Consider the following 24062-nt stretch of genomic DNA (forward strand, 5'->3'; position numbering starts at 1 on the left):
CCATCGCCCGTCGGTCAGTTAACCGACGTTTCTTGGCGCCAGCCGCGGAAATATGCCGCTCCTGCTTGCGCCTGCCCGCGCGAACCGTCCGCATCCGCAGGGATCGCGCCTGGCTGGACGAGCTGCCGGATTATCTGCTGCGCGACATCGGTATCGAACGCTCGGAAATCTCGCTGGCCGTCTGGTTCGGCGGCAGGACCCGTCGCGGCGGTCCGTGGATTTGAAGACCAGGGTCCCTTGTCGACGGTACGGCTCTCTGCTCGCCGGTCGAACCTGTCATCTCCAAAACCGTCGACAGGCCGGGCAAGCGCTGCTAGAAGCCCGCGCCACAGACAGGATTCCAGAAATTGGCAGAAGACATCGAACAGGCGGTAGCGCGCCGCCGTACCTTCGCGATCATCGCGCACCCGGACGCCGGCAAGACCACGCTCACCGAAAAGCTGCTTCTGTTCGGCGGCGCCATTCAGCTTGCCGGCGAGGTCAAGGCCAAGAGGGACCGCATCCAGACGCGCTCCGACTGGATGAAGATCGAGCGCGAGCGCGGCATCTCGGTTGTCACCTCGGTGATGACCTTCGAATATGACGACAACGTCTTCAACCTGCTTGACACGCCCGGCCACGAAGACTTCGCCGACGACACCTATCGCACGCTGTCGGCGGTGGATTCGGCCGTCATGGTCATCGACGCCGCCAAGGGCATCGAGCCGCGCACGCTGAAGCTGTTCGAGGTCTGCCGCTTGCGCGACATCCCGATCATCACCTTCGTCAACAAGATGGACCGCGAGAGCCGCGATCCGTTCGAGATCCTCGACGAGATCGAGCAGAAGCTGGCGCTGGACACCGCGCCCGTCACCTGGCCGATCGGCCGCGGCAAGACGTTTTCGGGCACCTATCACCTGGCGCAGAACGCGGTGCGCCGCAGCGACGATGAGAAGGAGCGCACGCCGGTCAACGGCCCCGATTCCAACCGCGTCGCCGGGCTTTTGCCGGAAAACGAGCGCAACGACTTCATCGAGGAACTGGAGCTCGCGCGGGAGGCCTGCCGGCCTCTTGATATCGACGCCTTCCGTGAAGGCCATCTGACACCGGTCTATTTCGGCTCGGCGCTGCGCAACTACGGCGTGCGCGACCTGATCGAGGCGCTCGGCGCCTACGGCCCGCCGCCGCGCGCCCAGGAGGCCGATGAGCGTACGGTCGAGGCGACCGAGGACAAGATGACCTCCTTCGTCTTCAAGATCCAGGCCAACATGGACCCCAACCATCGCGACCGCATCGCCTTCGTGCGCGTCTGCTCTGGCAAGCTGGAGCGCGGCATGAAGGCCAAGCTGGTGCGCACCGGCAAGCCGATGAGCCTGTCGGCACCGCAATTCTTCTTCGCCCGCACCCGCGTCACCGCCGACGAGGCCTTTGCCGGCGATGTCGTCGGCATCCCCAACCACGGCACGTTGCGCATCGGCGACACGCTGACCGAAGGCGAGGAGATCCTGTTCCGCGGCGTGCCGAATTTCGCCCCGGAAATCCTGCGCCGCGTGCGCCTCGGCGATGCCATGAAGGCCAAGAAGCTGAAGGAAGCGCTGCACCAGATGGCCGAGGAGGGCGTGGTGCAGCTGTTCTCGCCCGAAGACGGCTCGCCGGCCATCGTCGGCGTCGTCGGCGCGCTGCAGCTCGACGTGCTCAAGGAGCGGCTCAACATCGAATACACGCTGCCGGTGGATTTCGAGATGTCGCGCTTCTCGGTCTGCCGCTGGATCTCAGCCGACGAAAAGGCGGAGGTGCAGCGCTTCATCGAATCGCATCGCGGCGACATCGCCCGCGATCTCGACAATGACCCGGTCTTCCTCGCCCAGCACGCCTTCTCGCTGAATTACGAAGCCGAGCGCTGGAAGGCGATCCGCTTCACCGCGGTCAAGGATTACCAGGTGCGTGATAAGGCGGCGTAGTGCTGCTTTCCCTTCCCCCTTGTGGGGGAAGGTGGCCTCGCGAAGCAAGGTCGGATGAGGGGTGTCCCAGGGAAAGCACTTCGCTGGAGCACCCCTCATCCGTCTCGGCGCCGACGCGCCGATCCACCTTCTCCCACAACAAGGGGAGAAGGAACGTCGCGCTCACCCCTTCGCCGCTTCCTCGATCTTGTCGATCTCGATCTTGCCCATCTGCATCATCGCCGACATCACGCGACCGGCCTTGGCCCTGTCCGGATCCTGAAGCAGGCGCGGCAGTTGCTCCGGCACGACCTGCCAGGAAACGCCGAACTTGTCCTTCAGCCAGCTGCAGCGTCCCGGTTCGCCGCCTTCGGTGAGCCTCTCCCAGAAATGATCCACCTCTTCCTGCGTCTTGCAGTCGATCGACAGCGAGATCGCTTCGGTGAACTTGTATTGCGGTCCGCCGTTCAGCGCTTGGAACTGCACGCCGTCCAGCTCGAAAGAGGCGACCAGCACCTGGCCTTCCTGGGGATGGCCCTTGGGCCAGCGCGTCACGCTCAGCACCTTCGAATTCTTGAAGATGGAGATGTAGTGGTTCATGGCCTCCTCGGCCTGGTTGTCGAACCACAGGAAGGTGGTGATCTTCTGCATGCCTTGCTCCTCGGGCTTCATGTTGGCTTTCGTTGTCAAACGGCTCGCCGGCAATTTCGTGCCATTTCGATGCCGTCTGCCTCAAGGACGGCTCGGCGAGGCATTATCCGACAGCGGCTGCAAAATTTCCTGAACAGCTTAAATTTCCGGAGGCGTGCTGGTGCAGCGCAAAATTGTGGTCAGGCCGGATCATGGCCGCTATAACCGCTGCCGACTAAATTGAGCGCCGCCCGCCGCGCGTCGGCGCGGCCAGCCAGCAAGGACAATACGATGCCTGCCTATCGTTCCCGCACCACCACCCATGGCCGCAACATGGCCGGCGCCCGCGGCCTGTGGCGCGCCACGGGCATGAAAGATTCGGATTTCGGCAAGCCGATCATCGCCGTGGTCAATTCCTTCACCCAGTTCGTGCCGGGCCACGTGCATCTGAAGGATCTCGGCCAGCTCGTCGCGCGCGAGATCGAGAAGGCCGGCGGCGTCGCCAAGGAATTCAACACCATCGCGGTCGATGACGGCATCGCCATGGGCCATGACGGCATGCTCTATTCGCTGCCGTCGCGCGAGCTGATCGCCGATTCCGTCGAATACATGGTCAACGCGCATTGCGCCGACGCCATGGTCTGCATCTCCAACTGCGACAAGATCACCCCCGGCATGCTGATGGCCTCGCTCCGCCTCAACATCCCGACCGTCTTCGTCTCCGGCGGCCCGATGGAGGCCGGCAAGGTGGTGCTGGCCGGCAAGGCGCAGGCGCTCGACCTGGTCGACGCCATGGTCGCGGCCGCCGACGACAGGATCTCCGACGAGGACGTGAAGGTCATCGAGCGCTCGGCCTGTCCGACCTGCGGTTCGTGCTCCGGCATGTTCACCGCCAATTCGATGAACTGCCTGACCGAGGCGCTAGGCCTGTCGCTTCCCGGCAACGGCTCGACCTTGGCCACTCACGCGGACCGCAAGCGGCTGTTCGTCGAGGCCGGTCATCTGATCGTCGATCTCGCCCAGCGCTATTACGAGCAGGACGACGAAAGCGCCCTGCCGCGCAGCATCGCCTCCAAGGGCGCGTTCGAGAATGCCATGGCCCTCGACATCGCCATGGGGGGCTCGACCAACACGGTGCTGCATATCCTGGCCGCCGCCCATGAGGGCGAGGTCGACTTCACCATGGAAGACATCGACCGCTTGTCGCGGAAAGTGCCGGTGCTGTGCAAAGTGGCGCCGGCCAAGTCCGACGTGCACATGGAGGACGTCCACCGCGCCGGCGGCATCATGGCGATCCTCGGCCAGCTCGACCAGGCCGGGCTGATCAACCGCGACCTGCCGACCGTGCACACCGCCACGCTCGGCGAAGCGCTCGACCATTGGGACATTGCCCGCACCTCGGCCGAGAATGTCCGCGAGTTCTTCCGCGCCGCCCCCGGCGGCGTGCCGACGCAGGTCGCTTTCAGCCAGGACCGCCGCTGGGACGAGCTTGATCTTGATCGTGAGAAAGGCGTCATCCGCTCGGCCAAGACGCCGTTCTCCAAGGACGGCGGCCTTGCCGTGCTGAAAGGCAATCTGGCCCTCGACGGCTGCATCGTGAAGACCGCCGGCGTCGACGAGTCGATCCTGAAATTCACCGGCCCGGCCCGCGTCTTCGAAAGCCAGGACGCCTCCGTCAAGGCGATCCTCGGCAACGAGATCAAAGCGGGCGACATCGTCGTCATCCGCTATGAAGGGCCGCGCGGTGGTCCAGGCATGCAGGAGATGCTCTACCCCACCAGCTATCTGAAATCGAAGGGCCTCGGCAAAGCCTGCGCGCTGATCACCGACGGCCGCTTCTCCGGCGGCACGTCGGGCCTGTCGATCGGCCATGTTTCGCCCGAAGCCGCCGAGGGCGGCGCGATCGGCCTGGTCCAGGAAGGCGATACGATCGAGATAGACATTCCCAACCGCACCATCCGCCTCGCCATCAGCGACGCCGAGCTCGACGCGCGGCGGGCGGCGATGAACGCCAAGGGCGCCGACGCCTGGAAGCCCGCCGAGAAGCGCAAGCGCAAGGTAACGACGGCGCTGCGCGCCTACGCCGCCTTCGCCACGAGCGCCGACAAGGGCGCTGTCAGGAAAGTGCCGGAGTAGGCTGGGCTCCCCCTTCTCCCCTTGTGGGAGAAGGTGGATCGGCGCGCAGCGCCGAGACGGATGAGGGGTGTTCCAGCGGAGTGAGACGCTGGTGGCATCTGGAACACCCCTCATCCGTCGCCTTCGGCGACACCTTCTCCCACAAGGGGAGAAGGGGGCGCTCCGTCACGGCATCAGCTGATACTCATAAAGCTTCTGATAGAGCCCGCCCTGCTTGAGCAGGGTCTTGTGCGGGCCGCTCTCCAGCACTTTGCCCTTTTCCAGCACCACGATCGTGTCGGCCTGATGCACCGTGGAAAGCCGGTGCGCGATGACGATCGTCGTGCGCCCGGCGGTCAGTTGCTGCAGCGCGTCGCGGAACAGCGCTTCCGACTCGGCGTCGAGCGCGCTGGTCGCCTCGTCGAGCAACAGGATCTCGGCGTTGCGCAGCATGGCGCGTGCGATCGAGATGCGCTGGCGCTGGCCGCCGGAGAGCAGCGAGCCGTTTTCGCCGACCTCCGTGTCGTAGCCCTTGGCCATCGCGCTGATGAACTCATGCGCGTTGGCGGCCTTGGCGGCGGCGATCACCTCCTCGTCGGTCGCACCTTCGCGGCCGAGGCGGATATTGTTGATGATGGTGCCGGCGAACAGGAACGTGTCCTGGCTGACATAGGCGATCCTCTGCCTGAGCGAATCCAGCGTCGCGAACGAGATGTCCTGGCCGTCGAACATCACCCTGCCGGTCTGCGGGTCGTACATGCGCATGATCAGGTTGAGAATCGTCGACTTGCCGCTACCCGAGGGTCCGACGAGCGCCGTCATCTTGCCGGCGGCCAGCGTCAGGTTCAGGCCCTCGAACACCGGCGGGCTTTCGGGATAGGCGAAGCTCACATTGTCGAAGCGGATTTCGCCCGGCCCGGGTTGCAGCGGCGTGGCGCCGGGTTTCTCGGCGAGCGTCAGCGGCCGGTCGGCAAGTTGGAACATCATGCGCACGCCGACGATGCCGGTCTCCAGCGAAATGCGCACGCGCGCCAGCCGCTTCGCCGGCTCATAGGCCAGCAGAAGCGCCGCGATGAAGGCCATGATGTTGCCGGGCATCTGGCCGCCCTGCAGCACCAGCAGGCCGCTGACCAGCACTGCGCCGGCGATCGCCAGCCCCGCCAGCGTTTCCATCACCGGACTTGTGGCGGCTTCCAACGTCGCGATGTTGTTGGCGCGGGTTTCGACGTCCGCCACCGCCTTGTGCATGCGCTTGCGCATCGCGGCTTCGAGATTGAAGGATTTGACGACGCGCACGCCGATCGCCGTCTCCTGCATCACATGCACGATCTGGCCGAGCGAGACGAATTCCATCGCCGCGATCTTGCGCACGCGTTTGAGGATGCGGTTGACGCCATAGATCGCCACCGGGCCGACGACGAAGCAGATCAGCGACAGCGCCGGCTGTTGCCAGACCATGACTCCGACCAGGACGATCAACGTCACCAGGTCGCGCACATAGGAGGTGACGACGAGGTCGAGCACGCTACGCGCGGCCTGCGCGTTGTTGGTCATGCGGGCGATCAGGTCGGCCGACGAGGTCGAATGGTAGAATTCGATGCCTTGCGCCAGGATCCGGTCATAAATCCGGCGCTGCCGGTCGGCGATGATGGCGTTGCCGACGCGGCTCATGAAATAGGCCTGGACGAAGCTGGCAAAGCCCTTGAGCAGGAAGATCGCCGCGACGCCCGCCGCGATCAGGTTGACGCGGTCGAGCCTCTTGAAGACGACGAATTCGTTGGTGATCTCGCGCAGGATCCAGGCGCTGGCGCCGGTCATGGCGGCCACCACCAGCATCGACAGGATGGCCGCGCCATAGCCGAATTTATGCTCGTGGAAGGATTCCCTCACCAGCCTGGCAATAAGGCGTTGGTTTTCCGTCGAGCGGAAGAAGCGAAACAACGGCCGATCCTGTGTCTGGCTTGCAAAGAATTTCGGATTCGCCACGAGGGCGAGAGGCGGCTTATAGAGCGAGTTGCGGCGCGATGGAACCTTTCGGCCGCAGGCGAAAGAAAAGGCTGCGCCAGGCTGACTTTTCGGCCACGATGAATACAGATTCTTGGAGAAAGGGGTGACGACGGATGGATTTCGACCTGATCGTGCGCGGCGGCACGCTGCCGGATGGCAGGATTGCCGATATCGGCATTGCCGGCGAGACCATCCGCGCGATCGAGCAGAAACTGCCGGGCTCCGCGCCGACCGAGATCGACGCCCGCGGCAATCTGGTCTCGCCGCCCTTCGTCGACCCGCATTTCCACATGGACGCCACGCTTTCCTACGGCATTCCGCGCATCAACGCATCGGGCACGCTTCTCGAAGGCATCGCGCTCTGGGGCGAACTGAAGCCGCTGCTGACGCATGAGGCCGTGCGCGAGCGCGCGCTCGCCTATTGCGACTGGGCCGTGTCGATGGGCCTGCTCGCCATCCGCACGCATGTCGATGTCTGCGACGACCGGCTGCTCGCGGTGGAAGCCCTGCTCGACGTCAAGAAAAGCGTCGCGCCCTATATCGACCTGCAGCTCGTCGCCTTTCCGCAGGACGGCCTCTATCGCTCGCCGACGGCGTTGAAGAACACTGTCCGGGCGCTCGACATGGGCGTCGACATCGTCGGCGGCATCCCGCATTTCGAGCGCACCATGGCCGACGGCACGCGCTCGGTGACGGAGCTTTGCGAGATCGCCGCCAAACGCGGCCTGATGGTCGACATGCATTGCGACGAGACCGACGATCCGCTGTCGCGCCATATCGAGCAACTGGCCTATGAAACCCAGCGCCTCGGCCTGCAGGGCAGGGTGGCCGGCTCGCATCTCACCTCCATGCATTCGATGGATAATTACTACGTCTCGAAGCTCCTGCCTCTGATCGCGGAGGCCGGCGTCTCGGCAATCCCCAACCCGCTGATCAACATCATGCTGCAGGGGCGCCACGACACCTTTCCGAAGCGGCGCGGCCTGACCCGGGTCAAGGAGATGCTGGCGCTCGGCATCCGCGTCGGCTGGGGCCAGGATTGCGTGCTCGACCCCTGGTATTCGCTGGGCACCGCCGACATGCTCGACGTCGCCTTCATGGGCCTGCACGTGGCGCAGATGTCGAGCCCGGCCGACATGGCGCGCTGCTTCGACATGGTCACCAACGTCAACGCCGCCATCATGGGTCTCGACCATCTCGGCCTCGCCGTCGGCAAGCGCGCCAGCCTCGTCGTGCTCGACGCCGGCAATGCGATCGAGGCCGTGCGCCTGCGTCCGGAGCGCCTTTGCGTCATCGCCAGGGGCAAGGTGGTGGCTGAGCGGACGAAACAGGAGACCAGGCTGTCGATTACGGGCCGGCCGGCGCAGGTCAACCGGCGGCATAAGGCGGGCTAGAACCAGCCGATTTCCGCCGCTGGTCTTACCGATGCTCCGGATTTCCCTCGTCAAACCGGCCGCTTGCGGCTAGGGAGCGGCATGGTCCAGACCATCGCCCGCAATTTCACGATCAGGAACATGTTGCTCGCCGGCATCCTTTTGATGCTGGCCGGCGACTTCATGTTCGCGCTGAACGACGCGATGGGCAAATGGCTGGTCGCCTCCTTCTCGGTCGGACAAGTGGTGCTGATCCGCTCGATCGGCGCCTTCATCGTGCTCGGCCCGATGATCGCCAACCAGGGCACTGGCAAGCTGTTCCACATGGACCGGCCGCTGTTGCAGGTCCTGCGCGTCGTGGCCACCACCACCGATACCGGGCTTTTCTACGCCGCGGTCGTCTACCTGCCGCTGGCCGACGTGATGAGCTTCTATATGGCCGGCCCGATCTATGTCGCGGCGCTGTCGCACCTCTTGCTCGGCGAAAAGGTCGGCTGGCGGCGCTGGCTGGCAATCCTGGTCGGCTTCTGCGGCGTGCTGATCATCCTGAAGCCGTCCTCCGCGGCTTTCTCCATGTCATCCGGCTTCGCGCTGGTGGGCAGCATCGCCTTCGGCTTCGCCATCATCCTCGGCCGCCTCCTGCGCGGCACCAGCGACACGACCTTGGTCACCTGGCAGACGATCGGCACGCTGGTCGTCGGCGGCGTGCTTACCATCGGCACCTGGCGCACGCCCTCGGCCCTCGATTTCGGCGCCATGCTGCTGCTCGGCGTCGTCTCCTGCGCCGCGCATCTGATGATCACGAGGGCGCTGAAGCTGGCGCCGGCCTCGACGCTGGCGCCGCTGCATTACACGCTGCTCCTATGGGCTGTGGTCTTCGGCCTCGTGTTCTTCGGCGATGTCCCGGGGCCGCGCATATTGATCGGCGCGGCGATCGTCGTGCTTGCCGGCCTGTTCATCTTCCATCGTCAGAAGGTGGTTGAGACCGAGGTGCCGCCCGAGAACGTGCCGAAGGGCGTGAATTAGGACCTAGCCGGCGCGAACAGACGCCAGATGCAGTGAAAACTCCGCCGTTTCCATCAGCGCCTTACAGCGGGCGAAGCGGCCGTCGGCATAGGCGCGGAAATCGTCGGCCGGATTGTCGTTGGCGAGCTGGATCAGTCCCCACAGCGTCCAGAGCAGGTCGCACATCGCCTTATAGATGACGACGCGGCCGCGCTCTGCCGGCCGCGCCTCGCCGCCGAAATAGGCGCGCATCAATTCCTCGTCCTGGCCCGCATCGAACCTGCCCTCGACCGAGAGGTCGCCGAGGTCCCACAGCGGATCGTTCATGCCGGAATATTCCCAGTCGACGATCCACATGCGATCGCCCGTATCGAGGAAGTTCTCGCACAGCGGATCGCAATGGCAGGCGGCGAGCGGGATCGGATGGGCGGCGAGCGCGTCCCGCACGCTGTCCGCCTCGCTCACCACGTCGTGATAGCCCGAAGGCAGCGCGACATCCTTGGTCGACAGCACTCTTAGATAGTCGTCGATCATGGCAAACAGCTCGAAGCGGAAGGGAAAGACGGCGCCCGATGAATGCAGCTTGCGGAAGGCTTGGCCTGCCCGCGCGGGGCTGCCCGGCCGCGCCTTGAATTTCTCCGGCGACATCGTCTCGGCGCCGGCGATGAAGCGCGTCGCCATCAGGCCGGATGCGGGATCGAAATAGAGCACCTCTGGGCTGACGCCGGCCTTGGCCGCCTCGCGCGCCGCCACTGCCTCGTTGGCGCGGTTGATATATTCTTCGGTACCCTTGCCGGGAATGCGCAGACACGCTCCGCCGGCCCGGTAGACCCTATTGGTCAGGCCTCCCAGACGTTCCAGCGGTCCGTCATACCCTGCCAGCACCGGTATGGCCGCCAGCGCTGCGTGCAGCTCGTCGGTCATGTCGTGTCCCCGTTCACGCCATTCTTCTGGCTCGGACGGTTCCACAGTTTTAGCGGCTTGGCTATGATCCTTTGCAGGTGAATCGGCTTCGAGGGGCGACGATGACGGACGGCAAGCACAACGGCTCACTAAGCGCGGCCTATGCCGCGACCCGGCCGGACGAGGTCGCCGCGGTCTATGACAGTTGGGCCGAGACGTACGACGCCGACATGTCGGCCGCCGGCTATCGCCATCCGACGATCTGCCTGGCGCTGCTGGCCCGCCACCTGCCGCGCGCCGCCGAACCCTTGCTCGACGCCGGCGCCGGCACCGGCCTGATCGGCGAGTGGCTCGCCATCACCGGCTATCCGAGGGTCGAGGCGCTCGACATCTCGCAAGGCATGCTGGACAAGGCCGGCGCCAAGGGCGTCTACGCGGCGCTGCACCGCCTGGCGATGGGCGATGCTCTGCCCTTCGCCGACGGCGCCTATGCCGGCGTCATTTCGGCGGGTGTCTTCACCTCGGGCCATGTCGGGGTCGAGGGCCTGGACGAACTGATCCGCATCTGCCGCCCGGGCGGCGTCATCGTGCTGACGGTAAAGAACACGCTGTGGGATGCCGGTTTCGCGGAGCGGATCGCCGAGCTGGAAGCCCGCGGTGCGATAAGCCGCCTCGAAGAGACACGGCCCTATGCCTCGATGCCCGGCGAGGGCGACACCGTGCCGAGCCGTTGTCTGGCGCTGCGCGTCGGCTGACCCGCGCTGCGCGGATCAGGCCTTTATCTTCGTCCCGGCCGGGTCGTACAGCGCCTCGAGATGGATTTTTGCCGGCGTGCGCTCCATCGCCACCACCAGCTCGTAGTCGCCCGAGGCGAGAAACGCGTCGCTGATGCCCTCGGCATTGCGCACATAGCCATAGCCGATGTTCTTCTCCACCGTGTAGCCATACCCGCCGCTGGTGAGGTAGCCGACGGGCTCGCCATCGCGCAGGATCGTCTCGCGCCCGACCAGCACGATGTCAGGGTCGTCCACCGTGAAGCCGGCAAATCGCTTCGTCGGCGCCTTGCCGGCCGCTTTCTCCAGCGCTCTCCGTCCGACGAAGTCGGTGTTCTTGCGAAGCTTCACCGCCCAGCCGAGCCCCGCTTCCAGCGGCGTGTCGTTCGGCGTGATGTCGGAGCCCCAGGCGCGGTAGCCCTTTTCCAGCCTGAGCGACTCCAGCGCCCGGTAGCCGACCGGGCGAATGCCATGCGCCTTGCCCGCCGTCATCAGCGCATCGAAAACCTCGCCGGTTGCCGCGATCGGCACATGCAGCTCCCAGCCGAGCTCGCCGACATAGGTGACGCGAAGCGCCTTCACGTTGTGGCCGGCAATCTGGATTTCGCGAGCATGGCCGAAGGGGAAGGCGGCATTCGAGACATCGGCCTCCGTCACCGCAGACAGCACGTCGCGGGCGCAGGGCCCCATCAGCGACAGCGTGCCGTACTCCTCCGTGACGTCCTTCAGCCTGGCGTCGAGGCCGGAGCCGATATGATCGCTTATCCAGGACAGGTCATGCGTGCGGAAGCCGGTGCCGGTAACGATGTAGAACCGGTCCTCGCCGAGCCGCGACACGGTGAGATCGGCCTCTATGCCGCCGCGCGTGTTGAGAAGCTGCGTGTAGGTCAGCCGTCCGACCGGTTTGTTGATGTCGTTGGCGCAGATCCAGTCGAGCGCCTTCGACGCGTCCGAGCCCGTCAGCTCGTATTTGGCGAAGGAGGATTGGTCGAAGATGCCGACCTTCTCGCGCACGTGCCGGTGCTCCTCGCCGACAGCGCCGAACCAGTTCTGGCGGCCCATCGAATAGGCATCTTCGGGCTCCATCCCTTCGGGCGCGAACCAGTTCGGCCTTTCCCAGCCGAGCTTGGAGCCGAACACTGCGCGGTGCGTCTTCAGCCGCTCATAGAGCGGCGAGACGATGCGCGGACGCCCGGATAGATATTCCTCGTGCGGGAAGCCGATCGTGTAATGCTTGCCATAGGCTTCCAGCGTGCGGTCGCGGACCCAGTCGCGGTCGCGATAGAGGCTGGAGAAGCGCCTGATGTCGACCACCCACAGGTCGAGCGGCGCCTCGCCGTCCACCACCCATTGCGCCAGCACCCAGCCGGCGCCGCCGCCGGATGCGATGCCGAAGGCGTTGAAGCCGGCCCCGACGAACATATTCGCGCATTCCGGCGCGACGCCGAGGATGAAATTGCCGTCCGGCGTGAAGCTTTCGGGCCCGTTGATCATCTGCTTGACGCCGGCGGTTTGCAGCGCCGGAACACGCGCGATCGCCTGGCTCATATGCTGCTCGAAATGATCGTAGTCGTCGTCGAACAGGCGGAACTCCCAGTCGTTGGGGACGTCGCCGCCGGGAAGTCCGGTCGCCCAGGGCTGCGGGTTGGGCTCATAGCCGCCCATGACCAGCCCGCCGACCTCCTCCTTGAAATAGGTGCGGCGGTCGGGGTCGCGGATCGTCGGCGCGTCGGCGGCCAACCCTTCGATCTTCTCGGTGATGATGTACTGGTGCTTGACCGGCTGCAGCGGCACGTTGATACCGGCCATCGCGCCGACCTGCCGCGCCCATTGCCCGGCGCAGTTCACCACCTTGTCGCAGGCGATGTCGCCTTTTGAAGTCCTCACCGCCGCGATGCGGCCATCCTTCATCGCAAAACCGGTGACGCGCACGTCCTCGAACAGTTTCGCGCCATGCATGCGCGCGCCCTTGGCCAGCGACTGGGCGATGTCGGAGGGGCTTGCCTGCCCGTCGGTCGGCAGCCAGGAAGCGCCGACCAGGTCGCCGGTCTCCATCAGCGGCCACATGCGCTTCACTTCCGCCGGTGACAGAAGCTGCATGTCCATGCCGAAGCTCTTGGCAGTGGTGGCCAGCCGCTTGAACTCGGTCCAGCGGTCGGCATTGGTCGCCAGCCGCAGGCAGCCGGTCATCTTCCAGCCGGTCGCCAGGCCAGTCTCGGCCTCGAGGCCCTTGTAGAGTTCGACCGAATATTTGAGCACGCGCGTGATCGAGGCCGACGAGCGCAACTGTCCGACCAGGCCGGCTGCGTGCCAGGTCGAGCCGGAAGTCAGCTTGCCCTGCTCGAGCAGCACCACGTCCGCCTTGTGGTCGCGCGCCAGGTGATAGGCCGTGGAACAGCCGATGATCCCGCCGCCGATGACGACGATTTCGGCATGGCTGGGCAAAGTCATGACTTGGTCCCGTATTTCGTCCGATAGTTCTCCAGCGCGGCGTCGAGCCGGACGAGGTTTTCCTCGGTATAGGCGACGTAGTCGATGCCTGGCGCGTCGAGACAAAGTTCGGAGACCATGCTCCACATCGCCTCGCGCAGCAGCGAGGCACATTGCATGGCGGCGTGCGAACGGCGGATCTCGCCGTCCGGCTCCTTCATGAAATAGGCGGTCAGGAACGCGAAGGATTCGTCATCGCTCAGCCCGGCATTGGAGGCGGCGCCGGCGAGATCGAACATCGCCGTGTTGAAGCCGGCATATTCGAAATCGATCAGCCACAGCCGCTTGCCGTCGTCGAGAATATTGGCCGGCAAAAGATCGTTGTGCCCGAAGACGATCGGCAGCAGCTTCTGCGCCCGCTCGAGTTCGTCCGCCAAGGTCAGGTAGCGCGGCAGCTCGCCCTTCTTGCGGCTGCCGCCTTCGTCCAGCGTGCGCGCATAGTCGCGGATGACGTGGAACACCCAGAACATGAAGCCGGCGCCGGAGACGTGGTTCGGCATCTCGCGATGGAAGCCGCGCAGCAGCCCCGCGACACGGTCGAGATTGGCCCGCACGTCTTCAGCGAGGAAGGTCTTTGCGCCGAGGAATTCCGTCACCAGTATGCCGGGCTCGGCATAATGCACGGCCGGCGCGAAGCCCGCCGCATGCGCCGCACGCGCCGTCATCACCTCGCGCTCGCGAAAGACGTGGTGGAACGGGAAGTCCTGGCCGAAGCGCACGACATGCCGCCCGGCCGCATCGGTGACGACATAGTTGGCGTTGCTGAGGCCGCCCGGCAGCGGCTCGATCTGGATACTGCCGTTCCAGCACGGCAGGACGCGGATGCGGTCTTCGGCACTCACGGCTTCGCTCCGGCCTCAGCCGGTCCCGCGGAAAACGACGATGGGACAAAATAAAAAAGCCTCGTCGGTGCGAGACGCCAGGATCGGTATCCCGCACCGCACCGACGAGCCCCTTGGCCAGGTATAATATCCCGGCATCCGCCCCCGCGGATTCGATAAAAGCTCGCGCCTGGCTGGTTCCAGACGATCTGGTCACTAGGTTGCGGCTCTGCCATCACCCTCCCGTGGCAGCTCCGAGCCTGTCACGATACCAGTCTCATGCCGCGGCGGCAGAGCTGTCAATCAAAAGCTGTGACCTTTTTTGGGTGTTTTGCCCGAAAATATAAGCGGCTCCTTTCAAAGCGTTGCTAAAACCTTAAATTCGGTCAAAATTCCCGGAAGCCCATGATCCATTCGAAGCGGCATGCCGAAATCCTGCGGCTCCTCAGCGAAGAGGGCACGATCAGCATCGCCAGCCTCGCCGAACGTCTCGGCGTCTCGCTGGAAACGGTGCGGCGCGACGTCAAGCCGCTCGCCGATGACGGGTCGGTGCTGAAGATGCATGGCGCCGTTGGCCTTGCCTCGATGGTGGGCGAGGCGCCTTTCGAGCGGCGCATGCGCGAAAATGCGGAAGCCAAGCGCCTGATCGCCAGGATGGTCGCGGCTACGATCCGCGATGGCGAGGCGATCATGCTCGATACCGGCACGACCACATCCTTTCTCGCCCGCGAGCTGTTAGGGCACCGCCGGCTGACGGTGGTCACCAATTCCTCCGACATCGCCCGCACGCTGGCGACGGTCAACGGCAACAAGGTCTATATGGCGGGCGGCGAGCTGCGCAGCGATTCGGGTGCTGCTTTCGGCATCTCGGCGATCGAGTTCGTCAGCCGTTTTTCGGTCGATCATGCGGTGATCTCGATCGGCGCGGTCGACGCCGCCGCCGGCCTGACCGACTACGAGCTGGAGGAGGCGGAGTTCGCCCGTATGGTGCTGTCGCGCGGCCAGCGCTCGGTGGTCGTCACCGACCATACCAAGTTCGGCCGCCAGGGCCTGGTCCGGGTCTGCGGCTTCGACGGCTTTTCCGAGCTTGCCACCGACCGGCCGCCGCCGCCCGACATCGTCGCCGCGCTGAGCCATGGCGGGGCGCGCCTGACCATCGCGACGGCTTGATCCCGCCCGAGGGAACAGGAAGCTCGCCGAACACCAAGACTGCTACATCAGGCCGGAAAGATCATCCGGAAGCAGGCTCCGCCTTGCGTGCCGTCGAGCACCTCCACCTTGCCGCCATGCAGTTGCATCAGGTCGCGGACAAGGTTGAGGCCGAGGCCGGCGCCATGATCCCGCGGGTGCAGGCGGTAGAAAGGCTCGAATATCCGCTCGCGTTCGCATGCCGGCACGCCGTCGCCTTCGTCCAGCACCTCGATAACCGCGGGCAGGCATACGCTGATGGTGATGCGACCGGCTTTGCCGCCGTGGTCGATCGCGTTCTGGACGAGATTGGTCACCGCGCGCTCGATCGCCGTGCGGTCGCCGCGCACGACAAGCTTGTCCCTGGCCGGCTCGAACGCCATTTCGTAGCCGGCGGCGAAGGCCAACGGCGCCAGGTCGACCACGACGTTGCGGGCAAGGAGGACCAGGTCGACCGGCCCGAAATGCTCCGCCTGGCGATCGAGCCGCTGCAGGTCGAGCAATTGGTCGGCCAGCGTCGACAGCCGCGCGGCGTCCTGCAGGAGCCTGGCGCGTTCGGGCGTTGCCGGCAGCGCGGCGAGCCGCGTGTTGAGGATGGCGATCGGCGTCCTGAGCTCATGCGCGGCGTCGGTCAGGAACCGCTTGTGCCGCGCGTAGCCGGCATCGAGGCGCGACAGGGCGGCGTTGACCGCGTCGACCAGCGGCGTGACTTCCTTCGGCACGCCGTCCAGCGGCAGTTGCACGCCGCGCTTGTCGATTTCGATCTGCTCCGCTGCGCGCGCCGCGTTGCCGAGGCCGGAAAGCGCGCCGCGCACCACCCAGGGCGTCGCGAACAGCGTCGCCAGCGCCATCAGCCCGGCCAGCGGCAGGATCCCCTGCAGGAAGAGGGCGGGCGCCTGCCCGAGAACGCGCAGCAGCGAGAGCTCGCCCTTGGTGCCGCTCATGATCTGGACATTGCCGGCCGCCGTGTCGGTCCAGCGGATCTTGCCGCCCGGCGGCGCGGCTTCGCCGATGGCAAGGTCGATGCGGGCATCGCTGATGTTGTCCAGCAATCCGACGAACGGTTGGTAGGCAACCGGCACGGTGCCCTGCTGAAGCCGGTGTCCGTCCTTGTCGCGTATGATGAACCAGAGGTCCGGGACATCCGACCGCAGCTTGGTCAGATCGGAATTTTCCTTCAGCACCAGCGCCCCGCTGGCGTCGCGCGCCACCGCATCCGCCAGCACGTCCATCGTGCCGTCCTCATAGTCGTGCGGGATGATGCCGGTGGCGAGCATTGCGCCGATGATGCCGGCGATGATGAGCGTCAGCATCACGCATTGCAGGATGGCGATGCGCAGCACCAGGCTCCATTTCAGCGAGCGCGGACGGCGAACCTTCATGTCGTTTCGCGCAGCAGGTAGCCGACGCCGCGTATGCCGTTGATGACGACCCCGCTGTCGGCTTCGCTGAGCTTGCGACGCAGCCGCGAGACATGGGTATCGAGCGCGTTGGACTGGATCTCGTCGTCCAGCCCGAACACGGCCTCCATCAAGGCCTCGCGCTGTACCATGCGCCCCGTCCGCCGCATCAGCGCTTCCAGCACCAGCAATTCGCGGCGCGGCAAGGCGAGCGGCTCGCCGCGGATCGAGGCCTCGCGGTGGCCGACATCGAGGGAAAGATGGCCGGCACGGATCGTCTGCGTCTCGATCGCCGCCGGGCGTCGCAGCAATGCCCTCAGCCGCGCCAGCAGTTCCTCGAAGGCGAAAGGCTTGGCCAGATAGTCGTCGGCGCCCATGTCGAGCCCGTCGACCTTGTCGGCGGTGTCGCCCCGTGCCGTCAGCATCAGCACCGGCGTCGTGTTCCTGGCGTCGCGAAGCTTAGGCACCAGCGTCAACCCGTCGCCGTCCGGCAATTGCCGGTCGAGCAGGATCGCGTCATAGCCGTCGACGGCGACGAACCCTTCCGCTTCCAGCAGCGAGCCGGCATGGTCGACCACCATGTCGTGCCGCCTCAGCGCCGCCCGCAGCGCCGAAACCATTTCCGGCTCGTCCTCGACCAGCAGGATACGCATTGAAGACCTCTTGCAGTCCCATCTCTTATAATTCTTGCCTCGCCGACTATCGCGCCAAGATTGCATAAACATGGCGCCACTTCTTGCCGCCGTCGGCGAACTTTTTCTTTCGCGAAGCCATGCCCTTCGCAATGTCCATGCAATCCGCGGCCTCCAAACAGCGCCTCGTCCATGCCGGGCAACTCGAATCGCCCGCGCAAGCAATGAGGTCAACATGCCTGCAAATGACGCTTTGTCCTTCCTGAAGGCCTGGACCCTGGCGCCCTTCCGGGTGGGCTCGGTCACGCCCTCCAGTCCAAGTCTCGCGGCGCTGATGACGCGCGAGATCGGCCCCGACACGGGGCCGGTGCTGGAACTCGGGCCGGGCACCGGTCCATTCACCCGCGCCCTGCTGCAGCGCGGCGTGCGCGAAAACGACCTGACGCTGGTCGAGTCCGATCCCGATTTTGCCGCGCTGCTCGCGCGCCGTTTCCCGTCGGCGCGCATCGTCGAGATGGACGCGGTCGGCCTGCGCCATCTTTCGCTGTTCGATGGCCCCGTCGTCGGCTCGGCGGTCAGCGGATTGCCGTTCCGGCTGATATCACCGCGCAAATCATCCGCGATCCTGGAAGGCGTCTTTGCCTGTCTGCGGCCGGGCGCGGCCCTCTACCAGTTCACCTTTGGCCGTCGGTGTCCTTTCGAGCAAACGGTGCTGGACAGGCTCGACCTCGAGGCGGTGCGCATCGGCGGCACCCTCCGCAACTTCCCGCCGGCGACGGTCTATCGTGTTTCACGCATCAAAGGTCTCGACACCTATGACTGGCGTTTCGCATGAGCGATCTCCTGTCCGCGGCATTGGGGCTTGGCCTGTTCGGCGCCGCCTGCCTGGCCTTCACCGAAAAGATCCTGCCGGCGCCGCCGTCGCATGTGCTGCTGTTGTTTCTCGGCATGACCAGGGCTCGTGACTTGGCGGCGCTCGGTTCCCTGCTGGCGGTGACGACCCTGGCTTCGACGGTTGGCTGCCTGTTCTGGTACGCTCTGGGCGGCCGGCTCGGGCCGGTGCGCGCCGGCGCCCTGCTCGGGCGTTTCGGCCGCTACATCTTCCTGCGCCGCGAAACCTATCTGCGTTTCTCCGCCGCCTACCGCCGCAACCACATGCGGGCCTCGCTGCTGGCGCAGTTCGTGCCGACGGTGCGCAATTATCTGCCGATCGCCGCCGGCGCGCTGCGCCTGCCGGCTCTGCCCTTCGCCTTGGCCACCATGCTTGGCGCTATGCTGTGGAACGCCGGCTTCCTTGTTGCCGGCTACGCGATGCGCGACAGCGTCCACGATCTGCGTGCGGTGGCGTTCCGCATCATGGCGGTCGTGCTCGCGCTGGAAGTCGCGTTGCTCATCGGACTGCGCTCCCACTGGCGCCGAGCCAGACCCGCAAGAGGCTGGAATTCACCGGCGTAAAACAAAGGCTTGTGCCGGCTTTCCTTCCCGCGCGCGCCGGTGTTTAGTCCGGCCATGGCCTTCACCATCCGCCAATTGCAGTTCTTCGTCGCCGTCGCCGAGCAGGGCACCGTCTCGGGCGCCGCGCAGAATCTGTCGATTTCCCAGTCCTCGGTCACCGAGGCGATCAAGGAATTGGAGAGCGATCTCGGCGTCGAGCTGTTCGAACGCCATCCGCGCGGCTTGAACATCACCCATAAGGGCCACCAGTTCCTGCGCCACGCCACCAAGATCCTGGCCGATGTCTCTGACGCGCGCCGTTCCTTCTCCAGCGAGCAGGCCACTGCAAGCGGTCGCCTGCAACTCGGCGTCACCTCGCTGGTCGCCGGCTATGTTCTGTCGGATCTGCTTGCCCGCTACCGCCGCGCCTATCCCGGTGTCGAGGTCTCGGCCATCGAGGACAATGGCGACTATCTCGAGCACCTTCTGGTCGGCGGCAAGCTCGATATCGCCGTCATGGTGACGTCCAACCTGCGCGACCGCACGGCGCTGCAGTCCGAAATCCTGGAAGTCTCGGCCTACCGGCTGTGGATCCCGCTCAGCCACAGGCTCGCCAGCGCCGACATCATCTCGATCGGCGATATCGCGTCGGAGCCGCTGATCATGCTCACCGTCGACGAGATCGAGGAAAACACCGGCAAGCTGCTGTCGGCGATCGGCGCCCGGCCGCATGTCGCCTTCCGCACCCGCTCGGTCGAGGCGGTGCGCAGCCTGGTCGCCACCGGCGCCGGCGTGGCGCTGCTGCCCGACCTCGTCTACCGGCCCTGGTCGCTGGAAGGCGACCGCATCGAATCGCGCGACATTTCCGGCTCGTTGCCTGTCGTCCAGGTCGGCACCGTCTGGCGCCGCGGCTCCGGCCTGCCGCAGGCCGCGCGCGACTTCATCGGCCTTGCGCAGTCGCAGCGGATGGCGCGGCAACGGCTTTGATCAAAGCGATTCCAGGAAAAGTGTGAAGCGGCTTTCCGGCCGGAATTGCGTCAAGCACAAGTATCGGAAAAACCGATATCGGCTTTCTGATAAATGAATTTGCGAAACCGGATTTTTCACAGCACTTTTTTGCCCAGGGAACATAGCTGCGCCCTGAGAGCGCTGCCCCTAGCAATGGGAGATCGACGATGAATGCATTCCTGAAGTCGTGCACCGCGCTGACCGTCGCGCTGACTTTTTCCGGTCAGGCGATGGCTCAGGTCAAGGAACTCGGCAAGGGCGAGGGGCAGGTCAACATCGTTGCCTGGCCGGGCTATATCGAGCGCGGCGAAACCGACAAGAACTATGACTGGGTGACGGCTTTCGAAAAGGAAAGCGGCTGTAAGGTCAACGTCAAGACCGCCAACACCTCCGACGAGATGGTCTCGCTGATGAACGAGGGCGGTTTCGACCTCGTCACCGCTTCGGGGGATGCCTCGCTGCGCCTCGTCGCCGGCAAGCGCGTGCAGCCCATCAACACCGACCTCATCAAGAGCTGGAAGACCGTCGACGACCGGCTGAAGGACGCGCCCTGGTTCACCGTCGACAAGGTGCATTACGGCGTTCCCTACCAGTGGGGCCCGAACATCCTGATGTACAACACCGACGTCTTCAAGGAAGCGCCCAAGAGCTGGAACGTCGTCTTCGAAGAGATGAAGCTGCCCGACGGCAAGTCGAACAAGGGCCGCGTCCAGGCCTATGACGGTCCGATCCACATTGCGGATGCCGCCAATTACCTGATGTTCCACAAGCCCGAGCTCGGCATCAAGGACCCATACGAGCTCAACGAGGACCAGTACAAGGCGGCGCTCGACCTGTTGCGCACGCAGCGCACGCTGGTCGGCCGCTACTGGCACGATGCCGCGATCCAGGTCGACGACTTCCAGAATGAAGGCGTGGTCGCCTCCGGCTCATGGCCCTACCAGGTCAACACGCTGGTCGCCGCCAAGAAGCCGGTCGCCTCGACCGTGCCGGAGGAGGGCGTCACCGGCTGGGCCGACACCACCATGATGGAGGCCGACGCCGCCCATCCGAACTGCGCCTATATGTGGCTCGAGCATTCCCTCTCGCCGAAGGTCCAAGGCGACGTCTCGGCCTGGTTCGGCTCGCTGCCGGTGGTGCCCGCTGCCTGCAAAGGCAACGAGCTGCTCGGCGACGAGGGCTGCAAGACCAACGGCTACGAGAATTTCGACAAGATCAAGTTCTGGAAGACGCCGGTGTCGAAATGCGCCAGCCAGAACGACCAGTGCGTGCCCTACTATCGCTGGGTGTCGGATTACATCGGCGTCATCGGCGGGCGGTAACGCTCTTTACCCTCCTCCTTGTGGGGAGGGGCCGACGCGCAAGCGTCGGGGTGGGGACTGTCTGATAGGTTCGCGCTAGCCACCCCACCCGCGGCTTCGCCGCGACCTCCCCCATCAAGGGGGAGGTATGATGCCGCGCGAACTCGCCTTCGTTCAACCGGAACTGAACTGACGGGGCCCATGACCTCTGCCGTTTCCTTCAAAAAAGTCTCTCGCCATTTCGGCAGCGTGCGCGCCGTCGACGCGGTGGATCTGGAGATCGCGCCGGGTGAGTTCTTCGCCATGCTCGGGCCGTCCGGTTCCGGCAAGACGACCTGCCTGCGCCTGATCGCTGGCTTCGAGCAGCCGACGGCGGGCTCGATTTCCATCTTCGGCGAGCGCGCCGAAGGCGTTCCGCCCTATCGCCGCAACGTCAACACCGTCTTCCAGGACTATGCGCTGTTCCCGCATCTCAACGTGCTCGACAACGTCGCCTATGGCCTGATGGTCAAGGGCGTCGGCAAGGCCGAGCGCTTGAAGGCGGCGGAAGAGGCGCTGTCGCTGGTGCGCCTGCCGGGCTATGGCGCGCGCCGCCCCGGCCAGCTCTCCGGCGGCCAGCGCCAGCGCGTCGCGCTCGCCCGCGCGCTGGTCAACCAGCCCAAGGTGCTTTTGCTCGACGAGCCGCTCGGCGCGCTCGACCTCAAGCTGCGCGAGAACATGCAGGAGGAATTGAAGTCGCTGCAGAAGGCGCTCGGCATCACCTTCATCTTCGTCACCCACGATCAGGGTGAGGCGCTGTCCATGGCCGACCGCGTCGCCGTCTTCAACGACGGCAGGATCATGCAGGTCGGCACGCCGGAGGATATCTACCAGCGCCCGAACACGCGCTTCGTCGCCGATTTCGTCGGCTCGTCCAACGTGTTGCCGCCGGATTTCGTCCAGCGTTATTCCGGCCAGCGCCGCTGGGGAAGCCTGCGACCGGAGTCCATCCGCGTCGCCAGCGCGACCAGCGGCGACGGCGTTGCCGCGCGCCTTGTCGGCACCAACTATCTCGGCGCCACCACAAGGCTGGCGCTCGATGCCGAGGGGTTGAGGCTGCATGCGGTCGTGCCGGCGGGAACGACGCTGCCGGCGGAAGGCGAAGCGGTGATGCTCACCTTCAACCGCGACAGCCTGCATCTGATGGATGAGCCGGCATGAGCCTCGACGCCGTCGTCTCGCGCGCGCCCACCCCCGCCATCCTGCCCGGCAGCGGCGGCATGCGCGGAGCGCTCTCCGACCTCTTCTGGCGACGGCCGAAATTCCTGCTCACCCTGATGCTCGCGCCGCCGCTTCTGTGGCTGGGCATCGTCTATATCGGCTCGCTCTTTGCCCTTCTGGCGCAGAGCTTCTTCTCGATCGACGAGTTCTCCGGCCTCATCAACCGCCAGTTCACGCTGAAAACCTATGGCGACCTGTTCCAGGCAGCCAATCTCGACATCATCCTGCGCACCGTGACGATGGCGGCGCTCGTCACCCTCGCTTCGGCGGTCATCGCCTTCCCCATCGCCTATTACGCGGCGCGCTATGCGCGCGGCCGCTGGAAGGCGCTGTTCTACCTCGGCGTCATGCTGCCGCTGTGGTCGAGCTATCTGGTCAAGATCTACGCCTGGAAGCTGATCCTCGCCAAGGAAGGCATCCTCACCTGGCTGCTAGCCAAGCTGAACCTCTTGTGGCTGCTCGACGGCTGGCTGTCGCTGCCGATCGTCGGCGGCAACTCGCTGTCGGTCTCCTTCACCGGCACCTTCATCGTCTTCGTCTATGTCTGGCTGCCCTTCATGATCCTGCCGGTTCAGGCGGCGCTGGAGCGCGTGCCCGGCAATCTGGTCGAGGCCTCATCCGATCTGGGCGCCTCGCCCGGGCAGACCTTCCGCAACGTGCTGTTCCCGCTGGCGCTGCCGGGCATCGTCGCCGGCTCGATCTTCACCTTCTCGCTGACGCTCGGCGACTACATCATCCCGCAGATCATCGGCACCTCGCGGCTCTTCATCGGCCAGGCCGTCTATTCGCAGCAGGGCACCGCCGGCAACATTCCTTTGGCCGCCGCCTTCACCGTGGTGCCCATCGTCATCATGGGCTTCTATCTCTGGGGCGCCAAGCGCATGGGGGCTTTCGATGCGCTCTGACCGTGGCCAATCCGCTCCGCTCGGCCTGAAGATCGCCGCCGCCTGCGGCCTGCTCTTCCTGCATCTGCCGATCTTGCTGATCTTCGTCTACGCCTTCACGACCGAAGAGAAGAGCTTTGTGTGGCCCCCGCCGGGGCTCACCACGCAGTGGTTCGCCGTCACCTGGAACCGGCCCGACGTCTGGGATGCGCTGTCGCTCTCGGTGCGCGTCGCTGCCATCTCCACGGCGATCGCGCTGGTGCTGGGCACGCTCTGCGCCGCCGCCGTCTCGCAAACCCGCTTCTTCGGCCGCGAGGCTATCTCGCTCTTGGTTATCCTGCCCATCGCGCTGCCCGGCATCATTACCGGCATCGCGCTGCGCTCGGCCTTCGCGCTGGCCGATATTCCCTTTTCGTTCTGGACGATCGTGCTCGGCCACGCCACCTTCTGCGTGGTCGTCGTCTACAACAACGCCGTCGCCCGCTTCCGCCGCACCTCGGGCTCGATGATCGAGGCCTCGATGGACCTCGGTGCCGATGGTTTTCAGACCTTCCGGCATGTGGTGCTGCCGAACATCGCGACCGCATTGCTTGCCGGTGGCATGCTCGCCTTCGCGCTGTCCTTCGACGAGGTCATCGTCACCACCTTCACCGCCGGCCAGCAGCAGACCGTGCCGATCTGGATGCTTGAGGAGCTGATCCGCCCGCGCCAGCGCCCGGTCACCAATGTCGTGGCCATGGTCGTCGTGCTGGTGACGCTGCTGCCGATCTTGCTTGCCTATTACCTGACCCGCGACGGCGACCAGATCGCCGGCAGTGGAAAATGAAAACAGCGGTAGCGAATAGCGAGTAGCGAATAGGGTTCGGCCGTCGATCTCCCTATTCGCTATTCGCTACTCCCTATCCGCTCCTAACCAGGG

Annotated in this window: 21 protein-coding genes; 14 read left to right on the forward strand and 7 right to left on the reverse strand. The window is 65.3% G+C overall.

Annotated elements, in window-relative coordinates; genetic code table 11:
- Window positions 1-65 precede the first annotated feature (65 nt).
- Both MJ8_RS32085 and MJ8_RS03420 read left to right on the forward strand, forming a co-directional pair.
- A complete protein-coding gene (locus MJ8_RS32085) occupies window positions 66-224 on the forward strand; it encodes a DUF1127 domain-containing protein (protein WP_210345617.1) in 159 nt (52 codons plus the stop codon).
- A 123-nt stretch (window positions 225-347) separates the two neighbouring features.
- Complete coding sequence (locus MJ8_RS03420) at window positions 348-1940, forward strand: peptide chain release factor 3 (protein WP_201413095.1); 1593 nt, start codon at window positions 348-350, stop codon at window positions 1938-1940.
- Window positions 1941-2102: 162 nt separating this feature from the next.
- On the opposite strand, the gene MJ8_RS03425 is transcribed toward MJ8_RS03420, so the two are convergent.
- Window positions 2103-2570, reverse strand: coding sequence for a VOC family protein (locus MJ8_RS03425; protein ID WP_201413096.1), 468 nt, complete (start codon window positions 2568-2570; stop codon window positions 2103-2105).
- A 270-nt stretch (window positions 2571-2840) separates the two neighbouring features.
- On the opposite strand from MJ8_RS03425, the gene ilvD reads away from it, so the two are divergent.
- Window positions 2841-4685, forward strand: a complete 1845-nt coding sequence (ilvD, locus tag MJ8_RS03430) for a dihydroxy-acid dehydratase (RefSeq protein WP_201413097.1) — start codon at window positions 2841-2843, stop codon at window positions 4683-4685.
- 165 nt (window positions 4686-4850) lie between these two features.
- Here the strand turns inward: ilvD and MJ8_RS03435 are convergent, their stop codons facing one another.
- Window positions 4851-6605, reverse strand: a complete 1755-nt coding sequence (locus tag MJ8_RS03435; protein WP_201413098.1) for an ABC transporter ATP-binding protein — start codon at window positions 6603-6605, stop codon at window positions 4851-4853.
- 179 nt (window positions 6606-6784) lie between these two features.
- Between MJ8_RS03435 and MJ8_RS03440 the strand changes: the two genes are divergently transcribed.
- Both MJ8_RS03440 and MJ8_RS03445 read left to right on the forward strand, forming a co-directional pair.
- The gene (locus MJ8_RS03440) at window positions 6785-8065 is read left to right on the forward strand and encodes an amidohydrolase family protein (protein ID WP_201413099.1); all 1281 of its coding nucleotides are present in this window, start codon (window positions 6785-6787) and stop codon (window positions 8063-8065) included.
- Window positions 8066-8146: 81 nt separating this feature from the next.
- Complete coding sequence (locus MJ8_RS03445; RefSeq protein WP_201413100.1) at window positions 8147-9070, forward strand: DMT family transporter; 924 nt, start codon at window positions 8147-8149, stop codon at window positions 9068-9070.
- 3 nt (window positions 9071-9073) lie between these two features.
- Here MJ8_RS03445 and MJ8_RS03450 read toward each other — a convergent pair whose 3' ends face one another.
- Entirely contained in the window at window positions 9074-9973 is a 900-nt protein-coding gene (locus MJ8_RS03450) for a phosphotransferase family protein (protein WP_201413101.1), read from the reverse strand.
- Between the two features lie 101 nt (window positions 9974-10074).
- On the opposite strand from MJ8_RS03450, the gene MJ8_RS03455 reads away from it, so the two are divergent.
- Window positions 10075-10707: a class I SAM-dependent DNA methyltransferase gene (locus tag MJ8_RS03455; protein ID WP_201413102.1), complete on the forward strand. Its 633-nt coding sequence runs from the start codon at window positions 10075-10077 to the stop codon at window positions 10705-10707.
- A 15-nt stretch (window positions 10708-10722) separates the two neighbouring features.
- Here MJ8_RS03455 and MJ8_RS03460 read toward each other — a convergent pair whose 3' ends face one another.
- Together MJ8_RS03460 and MJ8_RS03465 are read right to left on the reverse strand one after the other, a co-directional pair.
- The gene (locus tag MJ8_RS03460; RefSeq protein ID WP_201413103.1) at window positions 10723-13176 is read right to left on the reverse strand and encodes a GcvT family protein; all 2454 of its coding nucleotides are present in this window, start codon (window positions 13174-13176) and stop codon (window positions 10723-10725) included.
- The gene (locus MJ8_RS03465) at window positions 13173-14057 is read right to left on the reverse strand and encodes a phosphotransferase family protein (protein WP_201413104.1); all 885 of its coding nucleotides are present in this window, start codon (window positions 14055-14057) and stop codon (window positions 13173-13175) included. The genes MJ8_RS03460 and MJ8_RS03465 overlap by 4 nt, the downstream gene beginning before the upstream one ends.
- A 384-nt stretch (window positions 14058-14441) precedes the next feature.
- On the opposite strand from MJ8_RS03465, the gene MJ8_RS03470 reads away from it, so the two are divergent.
- Window positions 14442-15206: a DeoR/GlpR family DNA-binding transcription regulator gene (locus MJ8_RS03470; protein ID WP_201413105.1), complete on the forward strand. Its 765-nt coding sequence runs from the start codon at window positions 14442-14444 to the stop codon at window positions 15204-15206.
- A 47-nt stretch (window positions 15207-15253) separates the two neighbouring features.
- On the opposite strand, the gene MJ8_RS03475 is transcribed toward MJ8_RS03470, so the two are convergent.
- Both MJ8_RS03475 and MJ8_RS03480 read right to left on the reverse strand, forming a co-directional pair.
- A complete protein-coding gene (locus MJ8_RS03475) occupies window positions 15254-16606 on the reverse strand; it encodes a sensor histidine kinase (RefSeq protein ID WP_201413106.1) in 1353 nt (450 codons plus the stop codon).
- The gene (locus MJ8_RS03480) at window positions 16603-17277 is read right to left on the reverse strand and encodes a response regulator transcription factor (RefSeq protein ID WP_201413107.1); all 675 of its coding nucleotides are present in this window, start codon (window positions 17275-17277) and stop codon (window positions 16603-16605) included. The genes MJ8_RS03475 and MJ8_RS03480 overlap by 4 nt, the downstream gene beginning before the upstream one ends.
- Before the next feature lie 214 nt (window positions 17278-17491).
- On the opposite strand from MJ8_RS03480, the gene MJ8_RS03485 reads away from it, so the two are divergent.
- From MJ8_RS03485 to MJ8_RS03515, 7 genes are all read left to right on the forward strand, one after another.
- Complete coding sequence (locus MJ8_RS03485; protein ID WP_201413108.1) at window positions 17492-18091, forward strand: class I SAM-dependent methyltransferase; 600 nt, start codon at window positions 17492-17494, stop codon at window positions 18089-18091.
- On the forward strand, window positions 18088-18711 hold the full coding sequence (locus MJ8_RS03490; RefSeq protein WP_201413109.1) for a DedA family protein: 624 nt from the start codon (window positions 18088-18090) through the stop codon (window positions 18709-18711). Before MJ8_RS03485 ends, MJ8_RS03490 begins: the two co-directional genes overlap by 4 nt.
- Before the next feature lie 54 nt (window positions 18712-18765).
- The gene (locus MJ8_RS03495) at window positions 18766-19677 is read left to right on the forward strand and encodes a LysR substrate-binding domain-containing protein (RefSeq protein WP_140750815.1); all 912 of its coding nucleotides are present in this window, start codon (window positions 18766-18768) and stop codon (window positions 19675-19677) included.
- A gap of 188 nt (window positions 19678-19865) precedes the next feature.
- Window positions 19866-21020, forward strand: a complete 1155-nt coding sequence (locus MJ8_RS03500) for an ABC transporter substrate-binding protein (protein ID WP_201413110.1) — start codon at window positions 19866-19868, stop codon at window positions 21018-21020.
- Between the two features lie 180 nt (window positions 21021-21200).
- Entirely contained in the window at window positions 21201-22199 is a 999-nt protein-coding gene (locus tag MJ8_RS03505; RefSeq protein ID WP_201413111.1) for an ABC transporter ATP-binding protein, read from the forward strand.
- A 59-nt stretch (window positions 22200-22258) separates the two neighbouring features.
- Window positions 22259-23164, forward strand: a complete 906-nt coding sequence (locus tag MJ8_RS03510) for an ABC transporter permease (protein ID WP_201415287.1) — start codon at window positions 22259-22261, stop codon at window positions 23162-23164.
- Entirely contained in the window at window positions 23154-23969 is an 816-nt protein-coding gene (locus MJ8_RS03515; RefSeq protein WP_201413112.1) for an ABC transporter permease, read from the forward strand. The genes MJ8_RS03510 and MJ8_RS03515 overlap by 11 nt, the downstream gene beginning before the upstream one ends.
- Window positions 23970-24062 lie beyond the last annotated feature (93 nt).

This window comes from Mesorhizobium sp. J8, assembly GCF_016591715.1.
GTDB lineage: Bacteria > Pseudomonadota > Alphaproteobacteria > Rhizobiales > Rhizobiaceae > Mesorhizobium.